The organism is Roseiarcus fermentans (assembly GCF_003315135.1).
Taxonomy (GTDB): domain Bacteria; phylum Pseudomonadota; class Alphaproteobacteria; order Rhizobiales; family Beijerinckiaceae; genus Roseiarcus; species Roseiarcus fermentans.
Genome location: NZ_QNRK01000021.1, coordinates 105,992 through 128,141 on the forward strand (window position 1 = coordinate 105,992; position 22,150 = coordinate 128,141).

At 68.4% G+C, this 22,150-nt stretch carries 22 protein-coding genes and 1 pseudogene; 13 read left to right on the plus strand and 10 right to left on the minus strand.

Translation table 11 applies throughout. The features are described 5' to 3' along the window. Window positions 1-2 precede the first annotated feature (2 nt). The 3 genes from eno to queA form a co-directional block, all read right to left on the minus strand. Window positions 3-1,283 carry a phosphopyruvate hydratase gene (eno, locus tag DFR50_RS18545; protein ID WP_113890752.1) on the minus strand — a complete coding sequence of 427 codons (1,281 nt, stop codon included), beginning with the start codon at window positions 1,281-1,283 and terminating at the stop codon, window positions 3-5. Window positions 1,284-1,734: 451 nt separating this feature from the next. After that, a complete protein-coding gene (tgt, locus tag DFR50_RS18550) occupies window positions 1,735-2,868 on the minus strand; it encodes a tRNA guanosine(34) transglycosylase Tgt (RefSeq protein ID WP_113890753.1) in 1,134 nt (377 codons plus the stop codon). Next, window positions 2,865-3,959, minus strand: coding sequence for a tRNA preQ1(34) S-adenosylmethionine ribosyltransferase-isomerase QueA (gene queA, locus DFR50_RS18555; RefSeq protein WP_113890754.1), 1,095 nt, complete (start codon window positions 3,957-3,959; stop codon window positions 2,865-2,867). Before queA ends, tgt begins: the two co-directional genes overlap by 4 nt. 117 nt (window positions 3,960-4,076) lie before the next feature. Between queA and DFR50_RS18560 the strand changes: the two genes are divergently transcribed. After that, a complete protein-coding gene (locus DFR50_RS18560; RefSeq protein WP_113890755.1) occupies window positions 4,077-4,466 on the plus strand; it encodes a GxxExxY protein in 390 nt (129 codons plus the stop codon). 4 nt (window positions 4,467-4,470) lie between these two features. Here the strand turns inward: DFR50_RS18560 and DFR50_RS18565 are convergent, their stop codons facing one another. Next, a complete protein-coding gene (locus DFR50_RS18565) occupies window positions 4,471-4,923 on the minus strand; it encodes a peptidylprolyl isomerase (RefSeq protein WP_113890756.1) in 453 nt (150 codons plus the stop codon). A gap of 11 nt (window positions 4,924-4,934) precedes the next feature. Beyond that, window positions 4,935-5,486: a peptidylprolyl isomerase gene (locus tag DFR50_RS18570; protein WP_113890757.1), complete on the minus strand. Its 552-nt coding sequence runs from the start codon at window positions 5,484-5,486 to the stop codon at window positions 4,935-4,937. Window positions 5,487-5,776: 290 nt separating this feature from the next. Between DFR50_RS18570 and DFR50_RS18575 the strand changes: the two genes are divergently transcribed. Then, window positions 5,777-6,184 (plus strand): hypothetical protein, encoded by a 408-nt coding sequence (locus DFR50_RS18575; RefSeq protein ID WP_113890758.1) that lies wholly within the window; start codon window positions 5,777-5,779, stop codon window positions 6,182-6,184. A 51-nt stretch (window positions 6,185-6,235) separates the two neighbouring features. On the opposite strand, the gene DFR50_RS18580 is transcribed toward DFR50_RS18575, so the two are convergent. Further along, window positions 6,236-7,603 (minus strand): TrpB-like pyridoxal phosphate-dependent enzyme, encoded by a 1,368-nt coding sequence (locus tag DFR50_RS18580; protein WP_113890759.1) that lies wholly within the window; start codon window positions 7,601-7,603, stop codon window positions 6,236-6,238. A gap of 166 nt (window positions 7,604-7,769) precedes the next feature. On the opposite strand from DFR50_RS18580, the gene DFR50_RS18585 reads away from it, so the two are divergent. After that, a complete protein-coding gene (locus DFR50_RS18585) occupies window positions 7,770-8,633 on the plus strand; it encodes a lysophospholipid acyltransferase family protein (protein ID WP_113890760.1) in 864 nt (287 codons plus the stop codon). A 188-nt stretch (window positions 8,634-8,821) separates the two neighbouring features. After that, a complete protein-coding gene (locus tag DFR50_RS18590) occupies window positions 8,822-9,988 on the plus strand; it encodes a serine hydrolase domain-containing protein (protein WP_113890761.1) in 1,167 nt (388 codons plus the stop codon). 90 nt (window positions 9,989-10,078) lie between these two features. Here the strand turns inward: DFR50_RS18590 and DFR50_RS31525 are convergent, their stop codons facing one another. After that, a complete protein-coding gene (locus DFR50_RS31525; protein WP_147262809.1) occupies window positions 10,079-10,582 on the minus strand; it encodes a hypothetical protein in 504 nt (167 codons plus the stop codon). Between the two features lie 169 nt (window positions 10,583-10,751). Here DFR50_RS31525 and DFR50_RS18600 point away from each other — a divergent pair, with 169 nt between their 5' ends. The 4 genes from DFR50_RS18600 to DFR50_RS18620 all read left to right on the plus strand — a co-directional run bounded on the left by DFR50_RS18600 (window position 10,752) and on the right by DFR50_RS18620 (window position 16,185). After that, on the plus strand, window positions 10,752-12,302 hold the full coding sequence (locus DFR50_RS18600; RefSeq protein WP_113890763.1) for an SUMF1/EgtB/PvdO family nonheme iron enzyme: 1,551 nt from the start codon (window positions 10,752-10,754) through the stop codon (window positions 12,300-12,302). Window positions 12,303-12,314: 12 nt separating this feature from the next. Continuing rightward, window positions 12,315-12,749, plus strand: a complete 435-nt coding sequence (locus tag DFR50_RS18605) for a DUF4399 domain-containing protein (RefSeq protein ID WP_113890764.1) — start codon at window positions 12,315-12,317, stop codon at window positions 12,747-12,749. A 161-nt stretch (window positions 12,750-12,910) separates the two neighbouring features. Continuing rightward, window positions 12,911-13,690, plus strand: a complete 780-nt coding sequence (gene xth, locus DFR50_RS18610) for an exodeoxyribonuclease III (protein ID WP_113890765.1) — start codon at window positions 12,911-12,913, stop codon at window positions 13,688-13,690. A gap of 1,067 nt (window positions 13,691-14,757) precedes the next feature. After that, on the plus strand, window positions 14,758-16,185 hold the full coding sequence (locus DFR50_RS18620; protein ID WP_113890767.1) for a DUF1254 domain-containing protein: 1,428 nt from the start codon (window positions 14,758-14,760) through the stop codon (window positions 16,183-16,185). An 84-nt stretch (window positions 16,186-16,269) separates the two neighbouring features. Here DFR50_RS18620 and DFR50_RS18625 read toward each other — a convergent pair whose 3' ends face one another. After that, complete coding sequence (locus DFR50_RS18625) at window positions 16,270-16,893, minus strand: class I SAM-dependent methyltransferase (protein ID WP_113890768.1); 624 nt, start codon at window positions 16,891-16,893, stop codon at window positions 16,270-16,272. Window positions 16,894-17,112: 219 nt separating this feature from the next. Here DFR50_RS18625 and DFR50_RS18630 point away from each other — a divergent pair, with 219 nt between their 5' ends. From DFR50_RS18630 to DFR50_RS18640, 3 genes are read left to right on the plus strand one after another with little or no spacing between them, the layout of a single operon-like run. Next, the gene (locus DFR50_RS18630; protein WP_113890769.1) at window positions 17,113-17,766 is read left to right on the plus strand and encodes a CoA transferase subunit A; all 654 of its coding nucleotides are present in this window, start codon (window positions 17,113-17,115) and stop codon (window positions 17,764-17,766) included. Continuing rightward, the gene (locus DFR50_RS18635; protein WP_113890770.1) at window positions 17,766-18,419 is read left to right on the plus strand and encodes a 3-oxoacid CoA-transferase subunit B; all 654 of its coding nucleotides are present in this window, start codon (window positions 17,766-17,768) and stop codon (window positions 18,417-18,419) included. The genes DFR50_RS18630 and DFR50_RS18635 overlap by 1 nt, the downstream gene beginning before the upstream one ends. Before the next feature lie 50 nt (window positions 18,420-18,469). After that, complete coding sequence (locus tag DFR50_RS18640; RefSeq protein WP_147262810.1) at window positions 18,470-18,742, plus strand: hypothetical protein; 273 nt, start codon at window positions 18,470-18,472, stop codon at window positions 18,740-18,742. 13 nt (window positions 18,743-18,755) lie between these two features. Here DFR50_RS18640 and DFR50_RS18645 read toward each other — a convergent pair whose 3' ends face one another. Then, window positions 18,756-19,577: a hypothetical protein gene (locus tag DFR50_RS18645; RefSeq protein ID WP_113890772.1), complete on the minus strand. Its 822-nt coding sequence runs from the start codon at window positions 19,575-19,577 to the stop codon at window positions 18,756-18,758. An 84-nt stretch (window positions 19,578-19,661) separates the two neighbouring features. Further along, entirely contained in the window at window positions 19,662-20,273 is a 612-nt protein-coding gene (locus DFR50_RS18650) for an RNA polymerase sigma factor (protein ID WP_113890773.1), read from the minus strand. A 224-nt stretch (window positions 20,274-20,497) separates the two neighbouring features. On the opposite strand from DFR50_RS18650, the gene DFR50_RS18655 reads away from it, so the two are divergent. Both DFR50_RS18655 and DFR50_RS18660 read left to right on the plus strand, forming a co-directional pair. After that, entirely contained in the window at window positions 20,498-21,259 is a 762-nt protein-coding gene (locus DFR50_RS18655) for a DUF1186 domain-containing protein (RefSeq protein ID WP_113890774.1), read from the plus strand. A gap of 120 nt (window positions 21,260-21,379) precedes the next feature. Continuing rightward, window positions 21,380-21,939, plus strand: a pseudogene (locus DFR50_RS18660) (DNA-3-methyladenine glycosylase I); the annotation flags it as partial. Between the last annotated feature and the right edge of the window lie 211 nt (window positions 21,940-22,150).

Here is a 22,150-nt window from a genome sequence, read left to right on the forward strand (position 1 = left end):
CCTTACGCGCCCTTGATGGTCGAACGGCCGGCGTAGCGCGCCTGCTCGCCGAGCTCCTCCTCGATGCGGATGAGCTGGTTGTACTTGGCCAGGCGATCGGAACGCGACAGCGAGCCGGTCTTGATCTGGCCGCAGTTGGTGGCGACCGCCAGGTCGGCGATGGTCGAATCCTCGGTCTCGCCGGAGCGGTGCGACATGACCGAGGCGTAGCCGGCGCGGTTCGCCATGTCGACGGCGGCCAGGGTCTCGGTCAGCGAGCCGATCTGGTTGACCTTGATCAGGATCGAATTGGCGGCGCCTTCCTTGATGCCGCGGCTCAGGATTTCGGTGTTGGTGACGAAGATGTCGTCGCCGACCAGCTGGATCTTCGCCCCGAGCTTCTCGGTCAGGAGCTTCCAGCCGGCCCAGTCCTGCTCGGCCATGCCGTCCTCGATCGAAACGATCGGATAGGCGCCGGCGAGCTTGACCAGATAGTCGACCTGTTCCTCGACCGAACGCGACTTGCCCTCGCCCTCGTAGGCGTACTTGCCGTCCTTGAAGAATTCCGACGCCGCGCAATCGAGCGCCAGCGCGATGTCGACGCCGGGCTTGAATCCAGCGGCCTCGATCGCCTTGAGGCAGAAATCGAGCGCGGCTTCGGCGGACGGCAGGTTCGGGGCGAAGCCGCCCTCGTCGCCGACGTTGGTGTTGTGGCCAGCCTTCTTCAGCGCGCTCTTCAGCGCGTGGAACGTCTCGGCGCCCCAACGGACGGCGTCGGCGAGCGACGGCGCGCCGACCGGCATGATCATGAATTCCTGGAAGTCGATCGGATTGTCGGCGTGGGCGCCGCCGTTCACCACGTTCATCATCGGGGTCGGCAGAACCCGCGCGAACGTGCCCCCGACATAGCGGTAGAGCGGCAGTCCCGACGATTCCGCGGCGGCCTTGGCGACCGCGAGCGACACGCCGAGGACGGCGTTGGCGCCGAGGCGCGCCTTGTTGGGCGTGCCGTCGAGGGCGATCATCGTCTCGTCCACCTTGACCTGATCCTCGGCGTCGAGACCGGAGACCGCGTCGAAGAGGTCGCGATTGACGGCCTCGACCGCCCGCAGAACGCCCTTGCCGCCGTAGCGGCCCTTGTCGCCGTCGCGCAGCTCGACAGCTTCGCGCGTCCCGGTCGATGCGCCGGAGGGAACGGCGGCGCGTCCCATGGAGCCGTCTTCGAGGACCACATCCACCTCGACCGTCGGATTGCCGCGACTGTCGAGGATCTCACGGGCGGCGACGTTGACGATAGCAGTCATGTAGGGACTTCCTTTTGCGGTTCTCCACGCGGCTTCTACGCCATCCCGAAGGCAGGCGGAAGACGGTCCAAATGGCTAGGCTGCGGCGCGCCCCGCTGCACATTTGCTTCAGCGGCGAAACAATTGACCAATCAACTCATTGTCAGAAAAAAATTGCATGGCAGGACTGTCGCGCCCCGTGACATCGTCCGAAAAAGGGACTAGCAATGTCGGCGCGAAAAGGAGGCCGCTGCCAAGTCTTTTTGGCGCCGGACGCCGCGAAGTCTGTGGGAGGACGACACGCTTTGCCGCCTCGGACCGACGCACTCGAGCGTCGGGATCATCAAAACAAAAATCGAGGCTGCAGTAGCGTAAGCGAGGACGGAGACGAGGGGCGAAGCGCCCAATGGCGCTTCGCCCTTTGCGTTTGCGGTTCGCCCGTCGCGCTTGAAAGGCGCGCGCCCGTCCCGCCTCAAGTCTCCTCCGCCTCTCCCTCCGCCCAGCCCCTGCGCGTCTCCTCGATGTAGGCGTCGAGTCTCCCCTCGCCAATCGCGCTGCGCGCCCCGGCCATCAGATCCTGATAATAGGCGAGATTGATCTCGGTGAGCGCCATCATGGCGAGAATCTCGCCGGCCTTGACCAGGTGGCGGAAGTAGGCGCGCGAATAGTCACGCGCCATCGCCGAGGTCGACAGCGGGTCGACCGGCCGGGAATCGTCGGCGAAGCGGGCGTTGCGCAGGTTCAACCGGCCGGCCCGCGTGAAGACCATGCCGTGCCGCCCGGCCCGCGTCGGCATCACGCAGTCGAACATGTCGACGCCGCGCCGGAGCGACTGCAGCAGGTCGTCGGGCGTGCCGACGCCCATGAGGTAGCGCGGCTTCGTGTCCGGCAGGTGCGGGATCACCGCTTCGATCGTCGCCAGCATGTCCGCCTGCGGCTCGCCGACGGCGAGGCCGCCGATCGCGTAGCCGTGGAAATCCATGCCGACCAGCGCCCTGGCGCTCTCGATGCGCAAGGTCCTCTCGACGCCGCCCTGAACGATGCCGAACAGAGCCCGGCCGGGCTGGTCGTCGCCAAAGGCCGCCTTCGACCGCTCCGCCCAACGCAGCGACAGGCGCATGGCGCGCTCGGCCTCCTCGGGCGGGCACGGCAACTTCACGCATTCGTCCATCTGCATCTGGATGTCGGCGCCGAGCAGCCGCTGGATCTCCATCGACCGCTCCGGCGTCAGCTCGTGGCGCGAGCCGTCGATATGCGACTGGAAGATCACGCCGTTCCCGTTGATCTTGCGCAGCTTGGCGAGACTCATGACCTGGAACCCGCCCGAGTCGGTCAGGATCGGCCGCGGCCAGTTCATGAACCGGTGCAGGCCGCCGAGGCGCGCGATCCGCTCCGCGCCCGGCGCCAGCATCAGGTGGTAGGTGTTGGAGAGAACGATGTCGGCGCCGGTGGCGCGCACGTCCTCGGGACGCATCGCCTTGACGGTCGCCGCCGTCCCGACCGGCATGAAGGCGGGGGTGCGGATGTCTCCGCGCGGCGTCAGCAGCGCCCCCGTGCGCGCCGCGCCGTCGCGGGCGTGAATGGTGAGAGCGATGGCGTCGGTCATGCGGCGTCTCTGTCGCGCCGGCCGATCAGGAGGCAGGCGTCCCCATAGGAATAGAAGCGATAGCCGGCGGCGATCGCGTGGGCGTAGGCAGCCTTCACGGTCGCGAGCCCGCTGAAGGCGGACACCAGCATGAACAGCGTCGAGCGCGGCAGGTGGAAGTTGGTCATCAGCGCGTCGACCGCGCGGAAGCGGTAGCCGGGCGTGATGAAGATCGCCGTCTCGCCGGCGAACGGCCTAACCCCGCCCGCGTCGTCGGCGGCGCTCTCGAGGATCCGGGCGGAGGTCGTGCCGACCGCGACGATGCGGCCGCCCGCGGCGCGCGCGACGTTCAGGGCGTCGGCGGTCGCGGCGTCGATCGCGCCCCACTCGCTGTGCATGACGTGATCGTCGGTGTCGTCGGCCTTGACCGGGAGGAAGGTCCCCGCCCCGACGTGCAGCGTCACGCGGTGGAGGGTGACGCCGCGTTCCGCGAGGCGCGCGGCGAGGTCCGGGGTGAAATGAAGCCCCGCCGTCGGGGCCGCGACCGCGCCCTCGCGCGCGGCGAACATCGTCTGGTAGTCGGCGCGGTCCTTGTCTCCGGGGGGGCGCCGGGCGGCGATGTAGGGCGGCAGCGGCGGCGAACCGAGGCGGTCGATCGCCTCGTCGAGTGCGGCGCCGGAGAAATCGAAGCGCAGCGTGACCTCGCCCGCCTCGCCCTTGTCCTCGACCTCGGCGTCGAGCGCGGCGAGGAGGCAGGCCATGCTCTCGCTCGCTTCGCCGAACCGGACCCGCTCGCCGACCCTGAGCTTCTTGGCCGGGCGGACGAGCGCCCGCCAGCGGCAATCGTCGATTCTCTTGATGAGCGTGGCCTCGATGGAGGCGACCGCCTCGCCGCGCACCCGAATCCCGTCGAGCCGCGCGGCGATCACCCGCGTGTCGTTGACGACGAGCGCGTCGCCGGGACGCAGCAGGCCCGGCAGGTCCGCCACGCGCGCGTCCGCGAGGGCGCCGTCCGAGGCGACGACCAGCATGCGGGCGCTGTCGCGGGGAGACGCGGGCTCGAGCGCGATGCGGTCGGGCGGCAGGTCGAAGTCGAAGGCGTCGACGCGCATGGGTTTGCGCTCCTAACCCGCGGGCCGAAAGCCTTCGTGTATCTTCGTGTCCTTCGTGGTAAACACGTTCGGCGCTGGGTTGGGATCACCACGAAGGACACCAAGAGACACGAAGAGATGCATGAGCCGATTCCCTCCCGGGTTGAAGCTGCCGCGCGAATTTGCGTCGACGCCGCTCTGCACGTTCACAGGGAGCTTGGCCCGGGCCTGCTGGAGTCCGCCTACGAACATTGCCTCGCTTACGAGATCTGCCGCCGCGGCTTTCCGATCCGACGGCAAGTCGCTCTCCCGATCGTCTATGAAGGCGAGAAACTCGACGCAGGCTACAGACTCGACCTCGTCGTCGACGGGGCGGTGATCGTCGAAATCAAGTCCGTTGACGCCCTGGCGCCGATTCACGACGCGCAGGTCCTGACCTATCTCAAACTGTCGGGCCTGCGCGTCGGGCTCCTGATGAATTTCAACGTCGCCCTGTTCAAGCAGGGGCTCAAACGCTTCGTTCTCTAGACCCTCAGCTCAAGCTGGCCGTGACGATCTTGTCCGGGTCGCGGACCGGCTCGCCGCGCTTGATCTTGTCGACGTTCTCCATGCCGGACGTCACCTTGCCCCACACCGTGTACTGGCGGTCGAGGAAGTGGGCGTCGCCGAAGCAGATGAAGAACTGCGAGTTGGCCGAATCCGGGTTCTGGGCGCGCGCCATCGAGCAGGTGCCGCGCACGTGCGGCTCGGCGTTGAACTCGGCCTTGAGGTTCGGATACTTCGAGCCGCCGGTGCCGGTGCCGTGCGGGCAGCCGGTCTGGGCCATGAACCCGTCGATCACCCGGTGGAACACGATGCCGTCGTAAAAGCCCTCGGAAACGAGCTTCTTGATGTGGGCGACGTGGTTGGGCGCAACGGCCGGGTTCATCTCGATCACGACCGGGCCCTTGGTCGTCTCCAGGGTCAGCGTATTGCCTTCGCTCATGCCAATCACTCCTATTTTGCCGCGGCCATTTTCATCGACACGATCTTGTCCGGGTTGGCCACCGCGCCGTTGTTCGCCTGCGTCCCGGCCTTGATCTTGTCGACCGCGTCCATGCCCGAGACGACCTCGCCGAAGGCGGTGTACTGGCCGTCGAGGAAGCGCGAGTCCTTCGTCACGATGAAGAACTGCGAATTGGCGGAATTGGGGTCGCCCGACCGCGCCATGCCGACGATGCCGCGCTTGAACGGGGTGTCGTTGAACTCGGCGTCGATGTTGGGCAGGTCCGAGCGGCCGCCGCCGGTGCCGGTCGGGTCGCCGGTCTGGGCCATGAAGCCCGGGATCACGCGATGGAACACGATGCCGTCGTAGAAGCCGCGCTTGACCAGGGTCTCGATCTGCTCGACGTGCTTGGGGGCCCAGTCGGGCCGCAGTCGGATCACGACCTTGCCGCCGTTCTTGAGCGTCATGACGACGGTGTTGTCCGCGTCCTCGCTCGCGGCCCAGGCGGCCCCGGCGAAAAGAAGAGGAATCGCAAGCGCCGCGCGGCGACTGATTGTGAACATGCAGGGCCTCGAAGTGACTGCGCCCGCTCGGCGCCGGCGCTCCTTAGCAGGTTGAAGGCGCGTTGCAACCGCAGCGTGGCAGGCGGCGCCGCCGATCCTCTCCCCCGGCTCGACCCGGCGCCGCGTTTACGCCTCTTGCGGCGCGACGACGCGGCGCCCGTCAATATTTTGGCCGGCGCCGGAACAATCCCAATCTTGCCCTTTTTGGCCGATAGCCGGACAATGACTGCTTGGGAGACGGCTCCCGGGCGGCCGGCGGCGGGGCTCTCCATGAACGCGTCCGAGGCTCGATGAAAGGGATTTTACTTGCCGTTGCGGGCTGCCTGGCGGCGACCTTGACGGGGCCGGCCTTCGCCGATTCGCTGACCCGCTCTTGCGACTACAAGGGCGACGGGAAGCTCGGCCCGCTCACCATCGACTTCGACGAGGCCGCGCGCTCGGTGCGGGTGACCACGCCGGACGGCCGCGTCTATCGCTACCAGAACGGGGTGACCGGTCGGATCGGCCCCGCCACGGCGGACGACGATCTCGGCCCGGTCGAGCAATTCGTCAATCTGCGCCCGGACAGGGTCGAGGTCGGCTTCCGCTGGCTCGACGACGGCTCGACCGGCCATCTCGCCTATTTCGACCCGACCGCTTTCAAGAACCCGGCCAAGCGCTGCGTCTGGCGCTCGCTCTGGGCCTTCGCGACCGGCTGAGCGGCCTTGGCCCGCCGCCGGCGCCGCGCGGCGCCGGCGGCGGCCTGGATGTCACTCCGCCGCCAGCTTGGGCAGGTGGGCGAGCGAGGCCTCCAGTTCCTTCGGATCGTAGTCCTGGTCGCGAAGCTTGCCGGCGAAATAGTCGGTGTAGGCCTGCATGTCGAAATGGCCGTGCCCCGAGAGGTTGAAGAGGATCGTCGGAGACTTGCCCTCCTCGCGCGCCTTCAACGCCTCGTCGATCGCCGCCCGGACGGCATGGGTCGATTCCGGCGCCGGCACGATGCCCTCGTTGCGGGCGAACAGGACCCCCGCCTCGAAGCACGGGTTCTGGTGATAGGCGCGCGCCTCGATCAAGCCGAGTTCCTTGCAGTGGCTGACCAGCGGCGCCATGCCGTGGTAGCGAAGGCCGCCGGCGTGGAAGCCCGGCGGGACGAACTCCGACCCCAGCGTGTGCATCTTGACCAGCGGGGTCATGTGGGCCGTGTCGCCGAAGTCGAAGGCGTAGGTTCCCCGCGTCAGCGACGGGCAGGCCGCAGGCTCGACTGCGATCACCCGCACGTCCCGCTTATCGCGCAGCTTCTTGCCGATGAACGGGAAGGCGAGGCCGGCGAAGTTGGAGCCGCCGCCGGCGCAGCCGATCACCACGTCCGGATAGGCGTCCGCCGCCTCCATCTGCTCGATCGCCTCGATGCCGATCACCGTCTGGTGCATCAGCACGTGGTTGAGCACGGAACCGAGCGCGTATTTCGTGTCGGCGTTCTTGGCCGCGACCTCGACCGCCTCGGAAATGGCCATGCCCAGGCTGCCCGGAGACTCCGGATGCGCGGCCAGGATCGCCCGGCCCGCCTCGGTCTCGTTGCTGGGGCTCGCGACGCAGGTCGCGCCGTAGGTCTCCATCAGCGCCCGCCGATAGGGCTTCTGCTGGTAGGACACCTTCACCATGAAGACCTTGACCTCGAGGCCGAACAGCGCGCCGGCGAAGGCGAGCGAGGAGCCCCACTGGCCCGCGCCGGTCTCGGTCGACAGCTTCGTCACCCCCTCGGCCTTGTTGTAGAAGGCCTGCGCGACCGCAGTGTTGGGCTTGTGGCTGCCGGCGGGGCTCACGCCTTCGTATTTGTAGAAGATGCGCGCCGTCGTGCCGAGCGCCTGCTCGAGGCGGCGGGCGCGATGGAGCGGCGTCGGGCGCCACATGCGATAGATGTCGCGCACCGGCTTGGGGATCTGGATGTGCCGCTCGGTCGACACCTCCTGGCCGATCAGCGCCATCGGGAACAGCGGCGCGAGATCGTCGGGCCCGATCGGGCCGCCGTGACCGGGATGCAGCACCGGCGGGGGCGGCGTCGGAAAGTCGGCGACAATGTTGTACCAGGAATGGGGGATCCGGTCCTCGCCCATCGCGTATTTGATCGCTTCGCTCATTGTGCCTCCCTCGGGACGTTTCGCCCGAAAACACGGCGCGGAACGCTACATGACCGGCGGGACGCGGTGAACGGCTTTTTTTGTCGCGGGGGCGGTCGCCTTGACAGAGCGCGGAGCGCTGCGCCATCAGGCGCCGTCGGCCCGGAGCCGAACGGCTGGCCGAGACATGATTTCTTCGAAGGACCTGCGCCACCGGCTGGAATACGCCGGCTTTCGCGTCGCGGAGGCTGTCGCCCGAGCCGTTCCGCTCGAGGTCGCTTCGAAAGCCTCCGGCCTCGCCTGGCGCCTCATCGCGCCGCGCCTCTACCGGCAGGAGCGCGTGCTGCGCAACCTCGCGCTCGCGTTTCCCGACATGCCGGAGACCGAGCGCAGGACGCTCGCCGCCGCGACATGGGAGAATCTCGGCCGCACCTTCGCCGAGTCCTTTCACCTCCGGCGCATCGCCTCGCAAGGCCGGGTGACCCTCGATCCCGACTCCCCCTGGGACGCGATCGCGAGCGGGCCGTGCGTGTTGTGCGGCCTGCACCTCGGCAACTGGGAGCTGATGGGCTGCGCGGCCAAGCGCGTCGGCGCGCCCTTGACCGGAGTCTACCAGCGGATGAGCAACCCGCTCGTCGACGCCGAGACGCACAGGATGCGCGCCTTCCTCTACGAAGGCGGGCTCCTGCCCAAGACCCCGGTGACGGCGCGCGCCCTGCTCAGGGCGGCGAGGAGCGGCGGCTACCCGGCCTTTCTCGCCGACCTGCGCGACGACCGGGGCGCAGCCGTGCCGTTTTTCGGCCACCCCGCGCGCTCGAACGTCTTTCCCGCGCTGCTCGCCCGCACGACCGGACTGCCGCTCTATGCGGCTGCGGCGTTCCGCCTGCCGAAGGTGCGCTTCCGCGTCCGGGTCGTCCGCGTGCCGATCCCGGAAACCGACGACCAGCAGGCCGACGCGGTCGCCGCCACCGCGGCGCTCCAGGCGCAGTTCGAGGCCTACATCCGCGAGGCCCCCGAGCAGTGGATGTGGGCGCATCGGAAGTGGGACTGACGCGAACTTTCGACCGCCCATAGCCCATTCGGGAGGAAACCGCTTCGCCAGGGCTTGCTCCCGGCGAGCCCGTCGCCGATCCTGCCTCGACCGAGACGAACCGGTCAGGGAGAAACACACGCCATGCAGGTCGAGGCCGCCGAAAGCGTCGGAATGATACGGATCGCCTGAAGCGCATCGGGCGCTGCATGCAGGCCTATGTCGACCGCGGGACCTACGCGGGCGTCAGCACGCTGATCGCCCGGCGCGGCAAGATCGTTGACGCCGGGCAGTTCGGCTGGCGGGACAAGGAGGCCGCGGCGCCGATGACGGCGGACGCCATCTTCCGCCTCTACTCGATGACCAAGCCGATCGTCTGCACCGCGCTGATGACGTTCCTCGAGGAAGGGCGCGTGCGCCTCGTCGATCCGGTCGCGGCCTACCTTCCGGCCTTCGGGAGCGTGAAAGCGCTCGGCGACGACGGCGCGCTCGTCGACCCGGTCCGTCCGATCCTGGTGTCGGACCTGATGGCGCACACGAGCGGCCTCACCTACCACTTCCTCGACGACTCGCCGGTCAGCCGGATGCTCGCCGACGCGCTCCTGTTCGACGCCAGCGCGTCGCTTCAGGAGGCCGTCGACGATCTCGCCCGCTATCCGCTCGCCTTCCAGCCCGGAACGCGGTGGCATTACAGCGTCGGGATCGACGTCGCGGCGCGCCTGATCGAGGTGGTCTCGGGCCAGCCGCTGGCGACGGTCCTGAGCGAGCGGCTGTTCGAGCCGCTCGGCATGATCGACACGGCCTTCGAGGTCCCGGCCGGAAAGCGGCCGCGGCTCGCGGCGATGTACGGACGCCCGGACATCACCCTTCCCACAACGACCGCCCGCCTCGCGCTCGAAGCGTGGCAGAGGGGCGTCAACGACCGGATCGACGTCTCCGCCACCCATCCAGTCGACCGGCCGGAGACCTTCGTCCGCGGCGGCCATGGCCTGTTCGGCACGATCGGCGACTATTTCCGCTTCGCCCAGATGCTGGCGAACGGCGGCGCGCTCGACGGGACGCGCGTCATCGGTCGCAAGACGCTGGAGCTGATGCACGCCAACCACATTCCGCCGGCGCTGCTTCCGCTCGAGATCGGCGGCTTTCCCCTGCTCGGCTACGGCTTCGGCCTCGGCTCGCGGGTCGCCATGAACGTCGCTCTGACCGCGGCGCCGGGTTCCGTCGGCGAGTTCGGCTGGTCGGGCGCCGCCAAGACCCACTACTGGGTCGATCCGCAGGAACAGATGGTCGGGCTGTTCATGACCCAGTCGATGCTGAGCTACGACCTTCCCGAACTCGACCTGCGGGCGCTGGCGTATCAGGCGATCGACGACTGAGGCGTCGCTCCGGCCGCTTCGGCGGCGGCGGCCCGACGGTCGCCCGATCGCCGGCGACGCAACGCGTCGCTTGTGATAGCATGTTCCGCGTCACGGCCGGTCCGGAGGCGTCGGGACATGCAGACCATCGGGCTCGCCGCTCTCATCGGTCTCGGTTTGGCCGCCTCGGCGACGGCGGGCGAGCCGGTCCCTGCGGACTATCAAGGCGTCTGGGCGGCGGCGAGAGACTGCAAGGGCGACTTTCAGACAATCCGCGAAGGAAGCGTCGATCGACGATCCACGGTTTGCCGGGTCGAGCGGGTCGCACGGTCCGACGCGGGGCCGAGCGCCGTCACCTTGACCTGCGGGGCCGGTCAGAGTCGCGAGATTTGGCGCGCCGAAACGGTCGACGACACGGATTTTCTCGTCATAGCCCGGTTGCAGCCGGAAACGGAAACGGGAGTCGCGATCGAGCTTCTCGAGCGTTGTCCCGGAATCCCGATCGCCGACATTCCGCTCAGCGAAATCCCGGGCAATCCGGTTGCAGCCGCCGCATCCGAGGCCCGGGCGGTTCCGCACTCCCCCGGCCGACATCGCGTGCGCCAGCATCTCCATCCACATCCGCAAACAGGCAACACGTGGAAGCATAGCTCGCAGTAAGACATCAGAAGAGTGGGCCGTGTCACAGGTCCTTATCCGCCCGACTGCGTCTCTTGACGCTTGTCAAGACGGTCGGGCGGACGCATTCTCCAGTCGCCTCCACCGACGACGCCGGGACTTGCCCATGAGCGACCCCGATCGAACGCGCGGTCCGATTCACTCGCTTCGCGGCGCGAGGGACGATGTCGCGCCGGGCGAGGGACCGGTGCGACGGCTGGCGGCGATCGTGGCGGCCGATATTTCCGGCTACAGCCGCCTGATGCAACTCGACGAGGAAGGCACCTACGCGCGCCTGACGCGGCAACGGCGCGAACTCATCGAGCCGACCGTCGCCGAGCATCACGGCAGGCTGGTCAAGTATACCGGCGACGGATTCCTGGCGATGTTCGACAGCCCGGTCGAAGCCGTCCGCTGCGCCGTGGTCGTCCAGCAGAGTATGGTGGGGCGAAACACGTCCCTGCCGCGCGACCAGTGGATCCAGTATCGGATCGGCGTCCATCTCGGCGACGTCATCGTCGAGGCGGCGGACATCTACGGCGATGGCGTCAACATCGCCGCGCGCCTCGAGGGCATCGCGAACCCCGGACAGGTGTACGTCTCGGGCGGCGTCTATGAGCAGATCAAGAACAAGCTGGTGTGCGCCTACCAGTCGCTCGGCGACCGCCAGGTCAAGAACATCACCGATCCGGTCAGCGTCTATCGGGTGCTGCCCGATCCGGCGGCGCTCAGCGAGGCGAGACGGCGGCGCTTGCCGGTCGCGCTGGTTTCGAGCGCGCTCCTCGGCGTGATCGCCGTCCTCGGCGCCCTCACCGTCTTTCTCCTGCAAAGGCAGAGCGCAATCCAGACGCCGGCGGGGGCGCGAGCGCCGGAAGCGCCCGCCGTCGTCGTGACGGCGCCGCAGCCGGCGCCGGCTGAGAAACTGGTCGCGCCGGCGCCGGCGCCCGCCCCGGCGGCGGCGGAGAAGCCGGTCGCAGCGGCGCCGCTCCCGGCGGTCGCGCAGACGATCCCCGAGATGGTCTCCATCCCTGGCGGCGCCTTCGCCATGGGCAGCGACGACGATCCGACCGAGAAGCCGGTCCACCCGGTCACGATCAAACCCTTTGCGATCGGCAAGTTTCCCGTGACCATTCGCGAATGGAACGCCTGTGTCGCGGCGAAGGTCTGCGGCGGCCCGGCGAGCGGCGAGGACGACGCCCCGATCGGCAACCTGAGCTGGACGGACGCGCAAAGCTTCGTGGGCTGGCTCGCGAGCGTCTTGCAAAAGCCGGTTCGGCTCCCGACCGAAGCCGAATGGGAATTCGCCGCCCGCGGCGGCGCCAGAAGCCGGTTCTGGTGGGGCGATCAACTGCAGCCCGCAATGGCCAACTGCAAAGGCTGCGGCGAGCCTTACGAGGCGTCGCAGCCAGCGAAAGTCGGAAGCTTCAAGCCGAATCCGTTCGGCCTCTACGACATGGGCGGCAATATCGACCAGTGGGTGGAAGATTGCTGGCACAGAACGTATCAAGGCGCGCCTTCGGACGGCTCCGCCTGGGTCGACAGCGGCTGCCCGTCGCGCGTCATCCGCTCGGGCTCGTGGCGGAACGATCCCGACTACGTCCGGCCCTCGAATCGCGATCATTACGACGCCGCCGTGCGGTATCCGACACATGGCCTGCGCGTCGCGTATTCCTTGTAAAGGAAAGGCGCCATGACGCATCGCCGCGCAATCATCCTGGCCGTCGCCTTGCTGGCCGGCCTCGTTCCGCCGGGGCCCGCCTCCGCTCAGGCGACGCCCGCGCCCGCCGACGCCATGACCTACATCATCTGGCCGTCCGACGGCGCGACCGTGAAAGGCGCCTTCTGGTGCCGGTTCGGCCTGCGCAACATGGGCGTCACCCAGGCGGGCAGCGCCGCCCCGAACAGCGGTCATCACCACCTCTTGATCGACGTCGACGAACCGCTCGACCCCAACGAGCCGATTCCGCAGGACAAGAACCATCTGCATTTCGGGGCCGGACAGACCGAGGCGTTGATCGAACTGCCGCCCGGCAAGCATACCCTGCAACTCGTGCTCGGCGACGCCCGACACTACCCGTTCACCCCGCCGGTGATCTCGAACAAGATCACGATCACGGTGAAATGAATGGCGCAGGGACCGCGCCGCGCGACCCCGTGCGAAGGGCGAATAGGGAGCGGCGAGCGGCGCAGCCCCGTCCGCCCGCCATTCGCCGTTCGCCCTCCGCGCCCCTTCCGGTCGCGCCCGGAACGCGATAACCCGGACGCGGATCGCCCGAAGGAGCCCGCGTGCGCATCGCCACCTGGAACGTCAATTCCGTCCGCCAGCGGATCGGCCATCTGTGCGCCTATCTCAAGGAGGTCGCGCCCGACGCGCTCTGCCTGCAGGAGATCAAGTGCCTCGACGAGCAATTCCCGCGGCTCGAGGTCGAGGAGCTCGGCTACAACGTCGAGACCCACGGCCAGAAGGGTTTCAACGGCGTCGCCATTCTCTCGAAGCGCCCCTTCGAGGTCGCCCGCGGACTGCCCGGCGACGACGCCGACGTGCAGTCGCGTTACGTCGAAGCGGTGATCCCGACCGAGAGGGGCGCCGTGCGGGTCGCGAGCATCTACCTGCCCAACGGCAATCCGCCCGACACGGAGAAATACCCCTACAAGCTCGCCTTCATGGATCGGCTGATCCGGCACGCGAAAAAGTTGCTCGAATACGAGGAGCCGCTGGTGCTCGCCGGCGACTTCAACGTCATCCCCGAGGCGATCGACGCCGCCCGCCCGGAACTGTGGACCGGCGACGCGCTGTTTCTGCCGCAGACGCGGGAGAAATACCGCGAGCTGATGGCGCTCGGCTTCACCGACGCGCTGCGCGCGACCAGCGACGCCGGCGGCCTCTACACCTTCTGGGACTATCAGGCCGGGGCCTGGCAGAAGAACAACGGCATCCGCATCGACCACCTGCTGCTGTCGCCGCAGGCCGCCGACCGGCTCGTCTCGGTCGAAATCGACAAGAGCGTGCGCGCCAAGGACAAGGCGTCGGACCACACGCCGATCCGGATCGAGCTGGCGGTGTGAGCAATCGTCGCCGGCGCGAGCGCGCGACGGGCGCCCTCCCTCTCCGCAATCCGGCTCGACCGTTCCGCTTTGGACGGCGACAATTGCTTGCCGGCCGGCGCCGCATGTTCTATATTTGTTCTCTCGACGCGAGAACGCGGCATGTTCGCCTGTCCCGAAGCGATGAGCGAAGCGACGTGGCGCGTCATCGCGAGGAGCGAAGCGACGTGGCGATCCAGGGGGCGGGCCGACGTCCGCCGCATGTGCGCCAAACCTGTTCGACCGCGGCGCAGGCGGCCCCTGGATCGCCGCGTCGCCTTCGGCTCCTCGCGATGACGGCGGAAAGGGTCATCGGCCCTCGCCTCGGCGTTGGCGCCGCCCTCTCCCTCGGGGAGAGGGACAGTCGGGCGAAGCCCGGCAGGGTGAGGGCCCGGAACGCCGACGGTCGGCGTGGCGAACCCCCGCCTGGCCCGGAATTTCCGAGGCGCCCGAAGAATGCCGTCATCGCCAGCCAACCGAAGCGAGCAAGGAACCGCCGTACCGCCGTCGCGGCCCCCGCCCCGCTCGCCCCGACCGCGACAGTCGCCCGGGAAATCCGCCGCAACGCCTTGAAAAGATTGAATCCGCGCCCGGAATTTCGGAGGCGTCCGAAGAACGCCGTGATCGCCAGCCAGCCGGAGCGACCCACGGGCCGCCGCACCGTCGTCGCGGCCCCCGCCCCGCTCGCCCCGACCGCGACAATCGCCCGGGAAATCCGCCGCAACGCCTTGAAAAGATTGAATCCGCGCCCGGAATTTCGGAGGAGCCCGAAGAACGCCGTGATCGCCGGACCGCTGAAGCGATCAGGGAGCCGCGGCGCCGTCGTCGCGGCCCCCGCCCCGCTCGCCCCGACCGCGACAGTCGCCCGGGAAATCCGCCGCAACGCTCTGATGGGATGGAATTCGCGCCCGGGTTGCGGAGCCCTCGGTCCCGGCCGCGCCGTGCGGGCCGCCGAGGCTGCAAGCCGGCCGGCCTCGGGCCCCGCATTGCGAACGGCCTCGCCGCGTGCTTTTGTCCCGCCGCACGATACACGAGCCCCGGGGGCCCTCATGCTGACGAAACGCGACCTCCTCCGAAGCGGCGCCGCGGGCGCGCTCGCCTCCGTCCTGCCCGCCGCCGCGCTCGCCCAGACCGCGCGGCCGGGATTTTTCGGCGCGATCGACATCGCGCAAAAAGGCCTCGCCTACGGCCTGCCGATCGTCATGAACTATGCGGTCATGTATAAGTTCGTGATCGACAAGCAATCCGGTCAGTACAAGGGGCCGTTCAACACCATCGCCAACAGCCGCGACGTGTTCACCGACAAGGACACCGCCGTCGTCACGCCCAACAGCGACACGCCCTATTCGATGCTGTGGATGGACCTCAGGGCCGAGCCGATCGTCATCAGCGTGCCGGCAGTCGATCCCAAGCGCTATTATTCGGTACAGCTGATCGACAGCAGCACCTACAACTACGGTTACATCGGCTCGCGCGCCACCGGCAACGACGCCGGCGACTACATGGTGGTCGGCCCGAACTGGCGCGGCGAGACGCCCGCCGGCGTCAAGAAGGTGTTCAAGAGCAGCTCGCAGCACTCGCTGGCGATCTTCCGCACCCAGCTGTTCAATGCCGCCGACATCGATAACGTCCACAAGGTCCAGGACGAATACGCCGCGCGCCCGCTGTCGACGTTCCTCAACCAGCCGGCCCCGCCGGCCGCGCCCGCGATCGACTTCCCCAAGATCGACGACGAGTCGGCGAAATCCAAGTTCTTCGAATACCTCGCCTTCATGATGCAGTTCATGCCGCCGATGCAGAACGAGGACGCCATCCGCGCCGACCTCGCCAAGATCGGCGTCGAGGCGGGAAAGCCCTTCAGCCTCGACGGCCTCAAGCTCGACGACCGGCTCCAGGTCCTGGTCGGCGTGAGGATGGCGGACCGGCGGATCGACGACGTGCTCAATCTCTCCGGCAAGACCATCAACGGCTGGAAGGTCGGGCTCGCAGGCGGCGACGCGGCCTATTTCAACGGCGACTGGCTGAAGCGCGCCGCAGTCGCCAGGGGCGGCATCTACGCCAACGACGCACTCGAGGCGGCCTATCCCTTCGCGCGCGCCGACGACCGCGGCCGGACGCTCGACGGAAAGAGCAAATACACGCTGACCTTCCCTGCCGACGGCCTGCCGCCCGTCAACGCCTTCTGGTCGGTGACGATGTACGACGGCAAGACCCAGCTTCTCGTCAAGAACCCGATCGACCGTTATCTGATCAACGCGCCGATGCTGCCGGACCTGAAGAAGAATCCCGACGGCTCGATCACGATCCACATCCAGAAGGACTCGCCCGGGCCGGACAAGGAGTCGAACTGGCTGCCCGCGCCGGAAGGCCCGATCTACATGGTCATGCGCCTCTACTGGCCGAAGACCAGCCCGCCCTCGATTCTGCCGCTCGACAACCCGACCTGGAAGCCGCCGGGGGTGATGCGGGTGGGGTAGATCTTTCACCGCCAGGGACCACCACGGACCTGTAGGCGCGACCGCTGGTCGCGCCGCCGCGCCCGAGCCGAGCGCGCTGCGGTGTCAGCGCTTCCGCACCAGAGCCCGCACGACAGCGCTGTCGCCGACATGCAGATGCCCCTCCTCCACCCGCACGTCGGCCGCCTCCAGCAGAAGGATCTGCTCGCCGGAAAAGTCCTCGCGCAAGTCCGCCAGGCGATAGAGCAGCGCCCGGTCGCGCGGGCCGCCGCGGGCGCCGGCGGCGTGGCGATCGATCTGTTCGGGGCGGAAGGCTTCGAGCACGATCAGGCCGCCGGGCTTCAGGGCCTTCAGCGCATGCGCGTGGACGATCCGGCGCTCGGGCTCGACGAGGTGCAGGTAGATCAGCGCGATCAGGTCGTAGCGCGCTTCGGGCCAGTCCCACGTGAGCGCGTCTGCCTGGGCGGCGTCGATCGACACGCCGCGTTCGGCGGCGAGCGCCCTCGCCTTGGCGACCCCGTGGGCCGACAGGTCGAACGTGTCGACATGGAGCCCCTGCTGCGCGAGCCAAACCCCGTTGCGGCCTTCCCCGTCGCCCGGAACGAGCGCGCGCCAGCCCCGCTGGAGCCGCTCCGACTGCGCGGCGAGAAAGGCGTTCGGCGCGAGGCCGTAGGCGTAGGAGGGCGGGCGGTAGCGCTCGTCCCACATGGCGGCGGCGGGTTCAGTCATCGGCGGGATCCTCGTTGCGGCGAAGCGGAACGGACAAGCCTTTGCCCGCCGGCGCCGGCCCCGGTCAACCGTCACACGCCTGTCAGCTCGCCGACCGAGGGTCCGGCCGGCGCCGCGACAAAAGGTTGCGCCCGGTTCGCGTATCGCGCGGGCCGGCGTTACACTACGAGTGAATGGGCGCGGGCGGGCGCGCAAGCTCGAGACTGAGGGGACGCTGATATGAAAAATGCGATTAGCCCGGACGAGGCGGCGGCACTGATCCCGGACGGGTCGGTCTGCCTGATCGGCGGGTTCATGGGGGTCGGCTCTCCCCATCGCCTGATCGACGCGCTGGTCAGGCGCGGCGCGAAGAACCTGACCGTCGTCGCCAACGACACCGCCATGCCGGGCAAGGGAATCGGCAAGCTCATCAGCGCCGGCGCCGTGACCCGTCTGATCGCCTCGCACATCGGCCTCAACCCCGAGACGCAGAAGAAGATGATCTCGGGCGAGATCGAGGTCGAACTCGTTCCCCAGGGGACGCTGGTCGAGCGCATCCGCGCCGGCGGCGTGGGTCTGGGCGGCGTGCTCACCGCGACCGGCATCGGCACGCTGGTCGAGAAGGGCAAGCAGATCGTCGAAGTCGACGGCAAGCCCTACCTGCTCGAGAAGCCGATCAAGGGGGATTTCGCCCTCATCGGGTGCAAGCAGTCCGACTACTACGGCAACCTCGAGTACTCGCTGACCGCGCACAACTTCAACCCGATCATGGCGCTGGCCGGCGCCGTCGTCATCGCCGAGCCGCAACACATCGTGCCGGTCGGGGTGATTTCCCCCGACGACGTCAAGACGCCGGGCGTGCTCGTCACCCACATTCTGGAAAGGGCTATCTGATGGAAGACAAGGACATCATCGCTCTGCGGGTCGCTCAGGAGATCAAGCCCGAGATGCTGGTGAACCTCGGCATCGGCCTGCCCAGCCTGGTCGCCAATCACCTGCCGAAGGACGTGCACGTGTTCTTCCAGGCGGAGAACGGCGTCGTCGGCCTCGGCCCGCGGCCGCCGGAAGGCATGGAGGACGAGGACCTCACCGACGCCGGCGGCGGCTTCGTCACCGCCATGCCGGGCGCCGCCTCGATCGACAGCGCCATGAGCTTCGGGCTCATCCGCGGCGGACATCTCGACATGACGGTGCTCGGCGGCCTGCAGGTCGACGAACGCGGCTATCTCGCCAACTGGATGGTGCCGGGCAAGATGGTGCCGGGCATGGGCGGCGCGATGGACCTCGTCGCCGGCGCCAAGCACGTCATCGTCGCCATGGTCCACACCGCCAGGGGCGCCCACAAGATCGTGGAGCGGTGCACCCTGCCCCTGACCGCGGTCCGGCGCGTGAGCCTGATCGTCACCGAAATGGCGGTGATCGAGCCGACCGAACAGGGCCTCGTCCTGAAGGAACGCGGCCCCGGCGTATCGATCGAGGACATCGTCAAGGCGACCGGCGCCAAGCTGATCATTGAGGGCGACGTGCCGGAGATGCAGCTGAACTGACGGTCTGACGACGTCATCGAGCTTTCAGGGCCGCGTCCGCGCGGCCCTTCTTGCTGGACCGTGAGACCGGGAGGCGGCCAGAAGCGGAAATTCGAAACGAAGGCGTGAACGCGGATCGCTATCCGATCACGAACACGCTCAATGGCTCATTGGACGCGCGCGTTTCAGGCGATCGCCCGGCCGGCCTGTCCTGCCGCAGCGACCGCTCCGTTCGCGTGCGCCGACGCGACCCACCGCTGCTGCCGACGGCGTTCGACGGATCGACGCAGCGGTCGCCGCATCCCGACGCTCCGCCGATCCAGGCGGCCGGAGGCTCCGAGTGACGGGCATGCGACGTCACACATGCCTCGGGGCGGCCACCACGAGCTCCACCTTCTCGTGTCGGATATAAGCGAGGAGCGTCTCGACCCTCAGGCGCAGCGGCCCGATCAAACGCCGGTTCGCAGAGTCGGTCAGATCGAACACACGCACCGGCACGGTCCCCGTGCGGTCGCTCAGCAGCCGGGTCTTCAAATCGGCGTCGAACAGGTACTCCGGGGCGCCCGGCTGATGGAGGGTCGCCGACAGCTGCGCAAGGGTCCTCTTCTCGCGCGCCGCCCGATCGCCGCCCTCCCCGGCGAAGAAGTCGTTGAGCAAGATCCTCGGTTCTTCGGCGTCGACGTAGTTCAATCCGCCGCCGTCCTCGGCCACCTGCCGCTCGGCGTCGTCGAGCGCGACGATATCGAAATTCGGGCCGCCGCGAAGCTCCAGCCCGTACAGGCTGAAGGCGACGGCGAGCGCCGCCGCGGCCGCCAGGGCCGAGACCATGCGCCGCCCGGGAGATGAGCGCATCCACGCCGGAGCCCCCCTTGCGGGCAGCCCGGCGCGGCGAAAAACCGCATCGGTGAGACGGGCCGGCACCGCCGCCTGCCGGCGCGCGTTCGCCAGCAATTGCTCGTTCATGACGAGTTCGGCGGCCGCCGCGTTGCCGGCCAGCAGTTCGCGAACCGGCTTCGACATCGCCTCCGGCAGGGTTCCGGCGACCGCCGACCTGAGGGCGTCGAACTCCATTTCCGTCAGTGGGACACGGCGACGCGGCGCGTGCGCCAGCGCAAACAGCGCGACGTCGTCCGCCCGCCCGCCGAGGAAGTCCTCGCGTTCCGCCGGTCGCCCGGTCATCGGGCGATCCGAGCCGCCGGATCGCGCATGGCGTCGTCCTTCATTCCGCCTTCGATCCTGAATGTCTCCGGTGTCACCATACGCCTATGAGAAGTATTCGGGAAGCGACAGTTTGACGAGCGCCATATACCGCCGCTGGGCGTCGAAAAGCGCCTTTCGGTAGGCGCCCGGGTTCAGGCGCTCCCGCTCCGCCGCCACGGCGGGCGGAAGATCCCGGAAATACTTGACGCAGATCAGGCGGCGATCGCGCACCGACGACAGTTTCGACCAGGCCTTGATCGCTCCCTTGCGCAACTGGCGCATCTCGATCGCCTCCTGAGCCGAGACCTCACCGGTTTCGACCTCGCCCGCTGGGTCCTCGGCCGACTCGAAGGCCCGTCGACGCGTCCGCTCCCGGCGCAGCCGGTCGAGAACGAAGTTGCGGACAACCTGACGCAGGAACCCGGGAAACGGGCGGGTCCGGCCCCACTGCTGCAACGCGCGGAAGCGGGTCTCCTGCAGCCTCGCGAAGAACTCCTGAAACAGATCGTCGCAGAGGTCGGCGTCGAGGCGGCGGATCGAATGATAGATCAGTTGGGAGTACCGCTCGTAAAACTCACCGAAGGCTGCCCGATCGCCCTCGACGAGCCTTTCGATCAAGTCGTCGTCCGTGGCCCCGCCGATTCCGACCGGCGCGGCTGGCTTCCAAAACCTCATGTCGGGAGGGCGCCTGACTTATCCGATATCCGCATGGGGATAGTTGGAGGGATTGGAGCACAAGCCCCCCGCGAATTCAATTCAATCGGCCGGAGCGTTTGTCCGCCCGCGATCCGGCGGGCTCGACGGAGCGAGAATCTTTTGTTGACAGCGGTAACGCGGGCCGACCGAGCGTCGTCACATAATCGCGGAACCAACCCCCGCGCCCCGAGAGGCAAGGCATCATGTTGATGGTCAGCGAGCCGCCCGACTCGTGTCATGTTCCCGACCATGTCGAGGTCCAGCCGCATACGCCGCAATCTGCGTTGCGGCGAACATCGAGCGATTGGGATGGGGCCGCCGCCCGTCTGATCAAGCGATTGCACGCCTTCGCATCCGGGCGCCGCGATTCCCTATCCAGCTCCGACGCCTTCGCCGTCGTTCACCTGTGCGGCGAGAAGGGCGACGTTCGCGCCCATGCGATCGTTTGCCGGCTCATCGCCAACGACGACGGCATCGCCGACTGGCTCGGCGACGCGGTCACCGAGACCCTGCCGGGCATTCTCATCAAGACTTTCGATGGCCACGCGGCGCGGCTCCGGGCCGCCGTCGTGTCGCCCGTTGGGGACCCGTTCGCGCGCGCGTCCGCCCTCGCCGCGCTCGGCTATCTCGTGCGTGCGCGGGGCGCTATGACCGACGCCGCGATGCGCGCGTTTCTGCGGCGCGTCCGCAGGGACGTGCTTCCGCGCCGCGAGTCGATCCTGTGGATGACCTGGGCGACGGTCGCCGCGAACCTCGGATACGAATCGCTGCGCCCCGAGGTCGCGACGCTCCAAAGGGCGGGCTTCATTCCCGGCGGCGATTTCGGAGTCGAGGACTTCGACGCCCGGATCGGACTGACCCGCTCGGACGCGTCGGGACTGGCGGGATTCGCGGCGGACCTGATCGCGCCGCTCGACGACGCGCAGTCCGCACTCCGCTGGACCGACAGCCGCACGGCGAGCTGACCCTCGACGACGGACTGCTTCGGCTTCGCTGCGCGGGCGGTTGACGGGGAGCCGTCGACCACCGACAAGCCGGTCGGCCCGCACGACGAGGACCTTTGCAATCATGATCCCTTCGCCGCCATCCGCGCCCGCGCCGAAGCGCGCAAAGGCGGCTTGGAAGGGCTCGCAGCGCTGCTGCCGCCGGCGCCCGACCGGGCGGCGCTCGCGCGACTCCCCGACGAGCGGGCGCTGGCCGAGATGGCCCGGCGGGTGTTCTCGGCCGGCTTCGCCTGGAGCGTGATCGAAGCCAAGCGGCCCGGGTTCGAGGCGGCGTTCCAGGGCTTTTCGCCCGCGCGCTTCGCCTTCGAGCCGGACGACAACTGGGGCGCGCCCGGCCGCGACGCCCGAATCGTCCGCAACGGCGCGAAGATCCGCTCCGTGCGTCGCAACGCCGCCTTCGTCCTCGGCGTCGCGCGCGAGCACGGAAGCTTCGGCGCCTTCCTCGCCGCCTGGCCCTCTTCCGACGAGGTCGGTCTCCTCGACCTAATCGCCAGACGCGGCGATCGTCTAGCGGCATGACCGGACAGATGCTCCTGGGCTTCCTCGGCTGGGACGGCTTCACGACCTCGAAGGACGTGGTCGCCTGCCTGCGCGACGCCGGCCTCGACCTCTCGGAGGAAGCCAGGACAAGGGGCGATCTCAGGGCGCGAGGCTGCCCAAGAGGTCGGAGGCCCAGGGGAATCGCACTTGGAATTCGGCGGCCCTTGTGAGCCGGATTTTGCGTTTTGAGTGAGATGGATTCTACCGGGTGGCGGACGATACGCGGCTCGGGAGAATGTGTTGGATCGCTTTATCGAATGCTGGGACGGTCTGGACGACCCGCGCACTGGCAATGCGGCGCTGCACGACTTT

What these genes read in the sequence shown, in the direction of transcription:
- DFR50_RS18565 (WP_113890756.1), bottom strand. Translation starts at nt 4,923, where the DNA reads ATGAGCGAAGGCAATACGCTGACCCTGGAGACGACCAAGGGCCCGGTC.
- DFR50_RS18620 (WP_113890767.1), top strand. Translation starts at nt 14,758, where the DNA reads ATGCTGACGAAACGCGACCTCCTCCGAAGCGGCGCCGCGGGCGCGCTC.
- DFR50_RS18585 (WP_113890760.1), top strand. Translation starts at nt 7,770, where the DNA reads ATGATTTCTTCGAAGGACCTGCGCCACCGGCTGGAATACGCCGGCTTT.
- DFR50_RS18650 (WP_113890773.1), bottom strand. Translation starts at nt 20,273, where the DNA reads ATGAGGTTTTGGAAGCCAGCCGCGCCGGTCGGAATCGGCGGGGCCACG.
- DFR50_RS18625 (WP_113890768.1), bottom strand. Translation starts at nt 16,893, where the DNA reads ATGACTGAACCCGCCGCCGCCATGTGGGACGAGCGCTACCGCCCGCCC.
- DFR50_RS18655 (WP_113890774.1), top strand. Translation starts at nt 20,498, where the DNA reads ATGTTGATGGTCAGCGAGCCGCCCGACTCGTGTCATGTTCCCGACCAT.
- DFR50_RS18575 (WP_113890758.1), top strand. Translation starts at nt 5,777, where the DNA reads ATGAAAGGGATTTTACTTGCCGTTGCGGGCTGCCTGGCGGCGACCTTG.
- DFR50_RS18560 (WP_113890755.1), top strand. Translation starts at nt 4,077, where the DNA reads ATGCATGAGCCGATTCCCTCCCGGGTTGAAGCTGCCGCGCGAATTTGC.
- DFR50_RS18570 (WP_113890757.1), bottom strand. Translation starts at nt 5,486, where the DNA reads ATGTTCACAATCAGTCGCCGCGCGGCGCTTGCGATTCCTCTTCTTTTC.
- DFR50_RS18605 (WP_113890764.1), top strand. Translation starts at nt 12,315, where the DNA reads ATGACGCATCGCCGCGCAATCATCCTGGCCGTCGCCTTGCTGGCCGGC.
- DFR50_RS18645 (WP_113890772.1), bottom strand. Translation starts at nt 19,577, where the DNA reads ATGACCGGGCGACCGGCGGAACGCGAGGACTTCCTCGGCGGGCGGGCG.
- eno (WP_113890752.1), bottom strand. Translation starts at nt 1,283, where the DNA reads ATGACTGCTATCGTCAACGTCGCCGCCCGTGAGATCCTCGACAGTCGC.
- DFR50_RS31525 (WP_147262809.1), bottom strand. Translation starts at nt 10,582, where the DNA reads ATGGAGATGCTGGCGCACGCGATGTCGGCCGGGGGAGTGCGGAACCGC.
- DFR50_RS18635 (WP_113890770.1), top strand. Translation starts at nt 17,766, where the DNA reads ATGGAAGACAAGGACATCATCGCTCTGCGGGTCGCTCAGGAGATCAAG.
- queA (WP_113890754.1), bottom strand. Translation starts at nt 3,959, where the DNA reads ATGCGCGTCGACGCCTTCGACTTCGACCTGCCGCCCGACCGCATCGCG.
- DFR50_RS18590 (WP_113890761.1), top strand. Translation starts at nt 8,822, where the DNA reads ATGCAGGCCTATGTCGACCGCGGGACCTACGCGGGCGTCAGCACGCTG.
- tgt (WP_113890753.1), bottom strand. Translation starts at nt 2,868, where the DNA reads ATGACCGACGCCATCGCTCTCACCATTCACGCCCGCGACGGCGCGGCG.
- DFR50_RS18630 (WP_113890769.1), top strand. Translation starts at nt 17,113, where the DNA reads ATGAAAAATGCGATTAGCCCGGACGAGGCGGCGGCACTGATCCCGGAC.
- DFR50_RS18580 (WP_113890759.1), bottom strand. Translation starts at nt 7,603, where the DNA reads ATGAGCGAAGCGATCAAATACGCGATGGGCGAGGACCGGATCCCCCAT.
- DFR50_RS18600 (WP_113890763.1), top strand. Translation starts at nt 10,752, where the DNA reads ATGAGCGACCCCGATCGAACGCGCGGTCCGATTCACTCGCTTCGCGGC.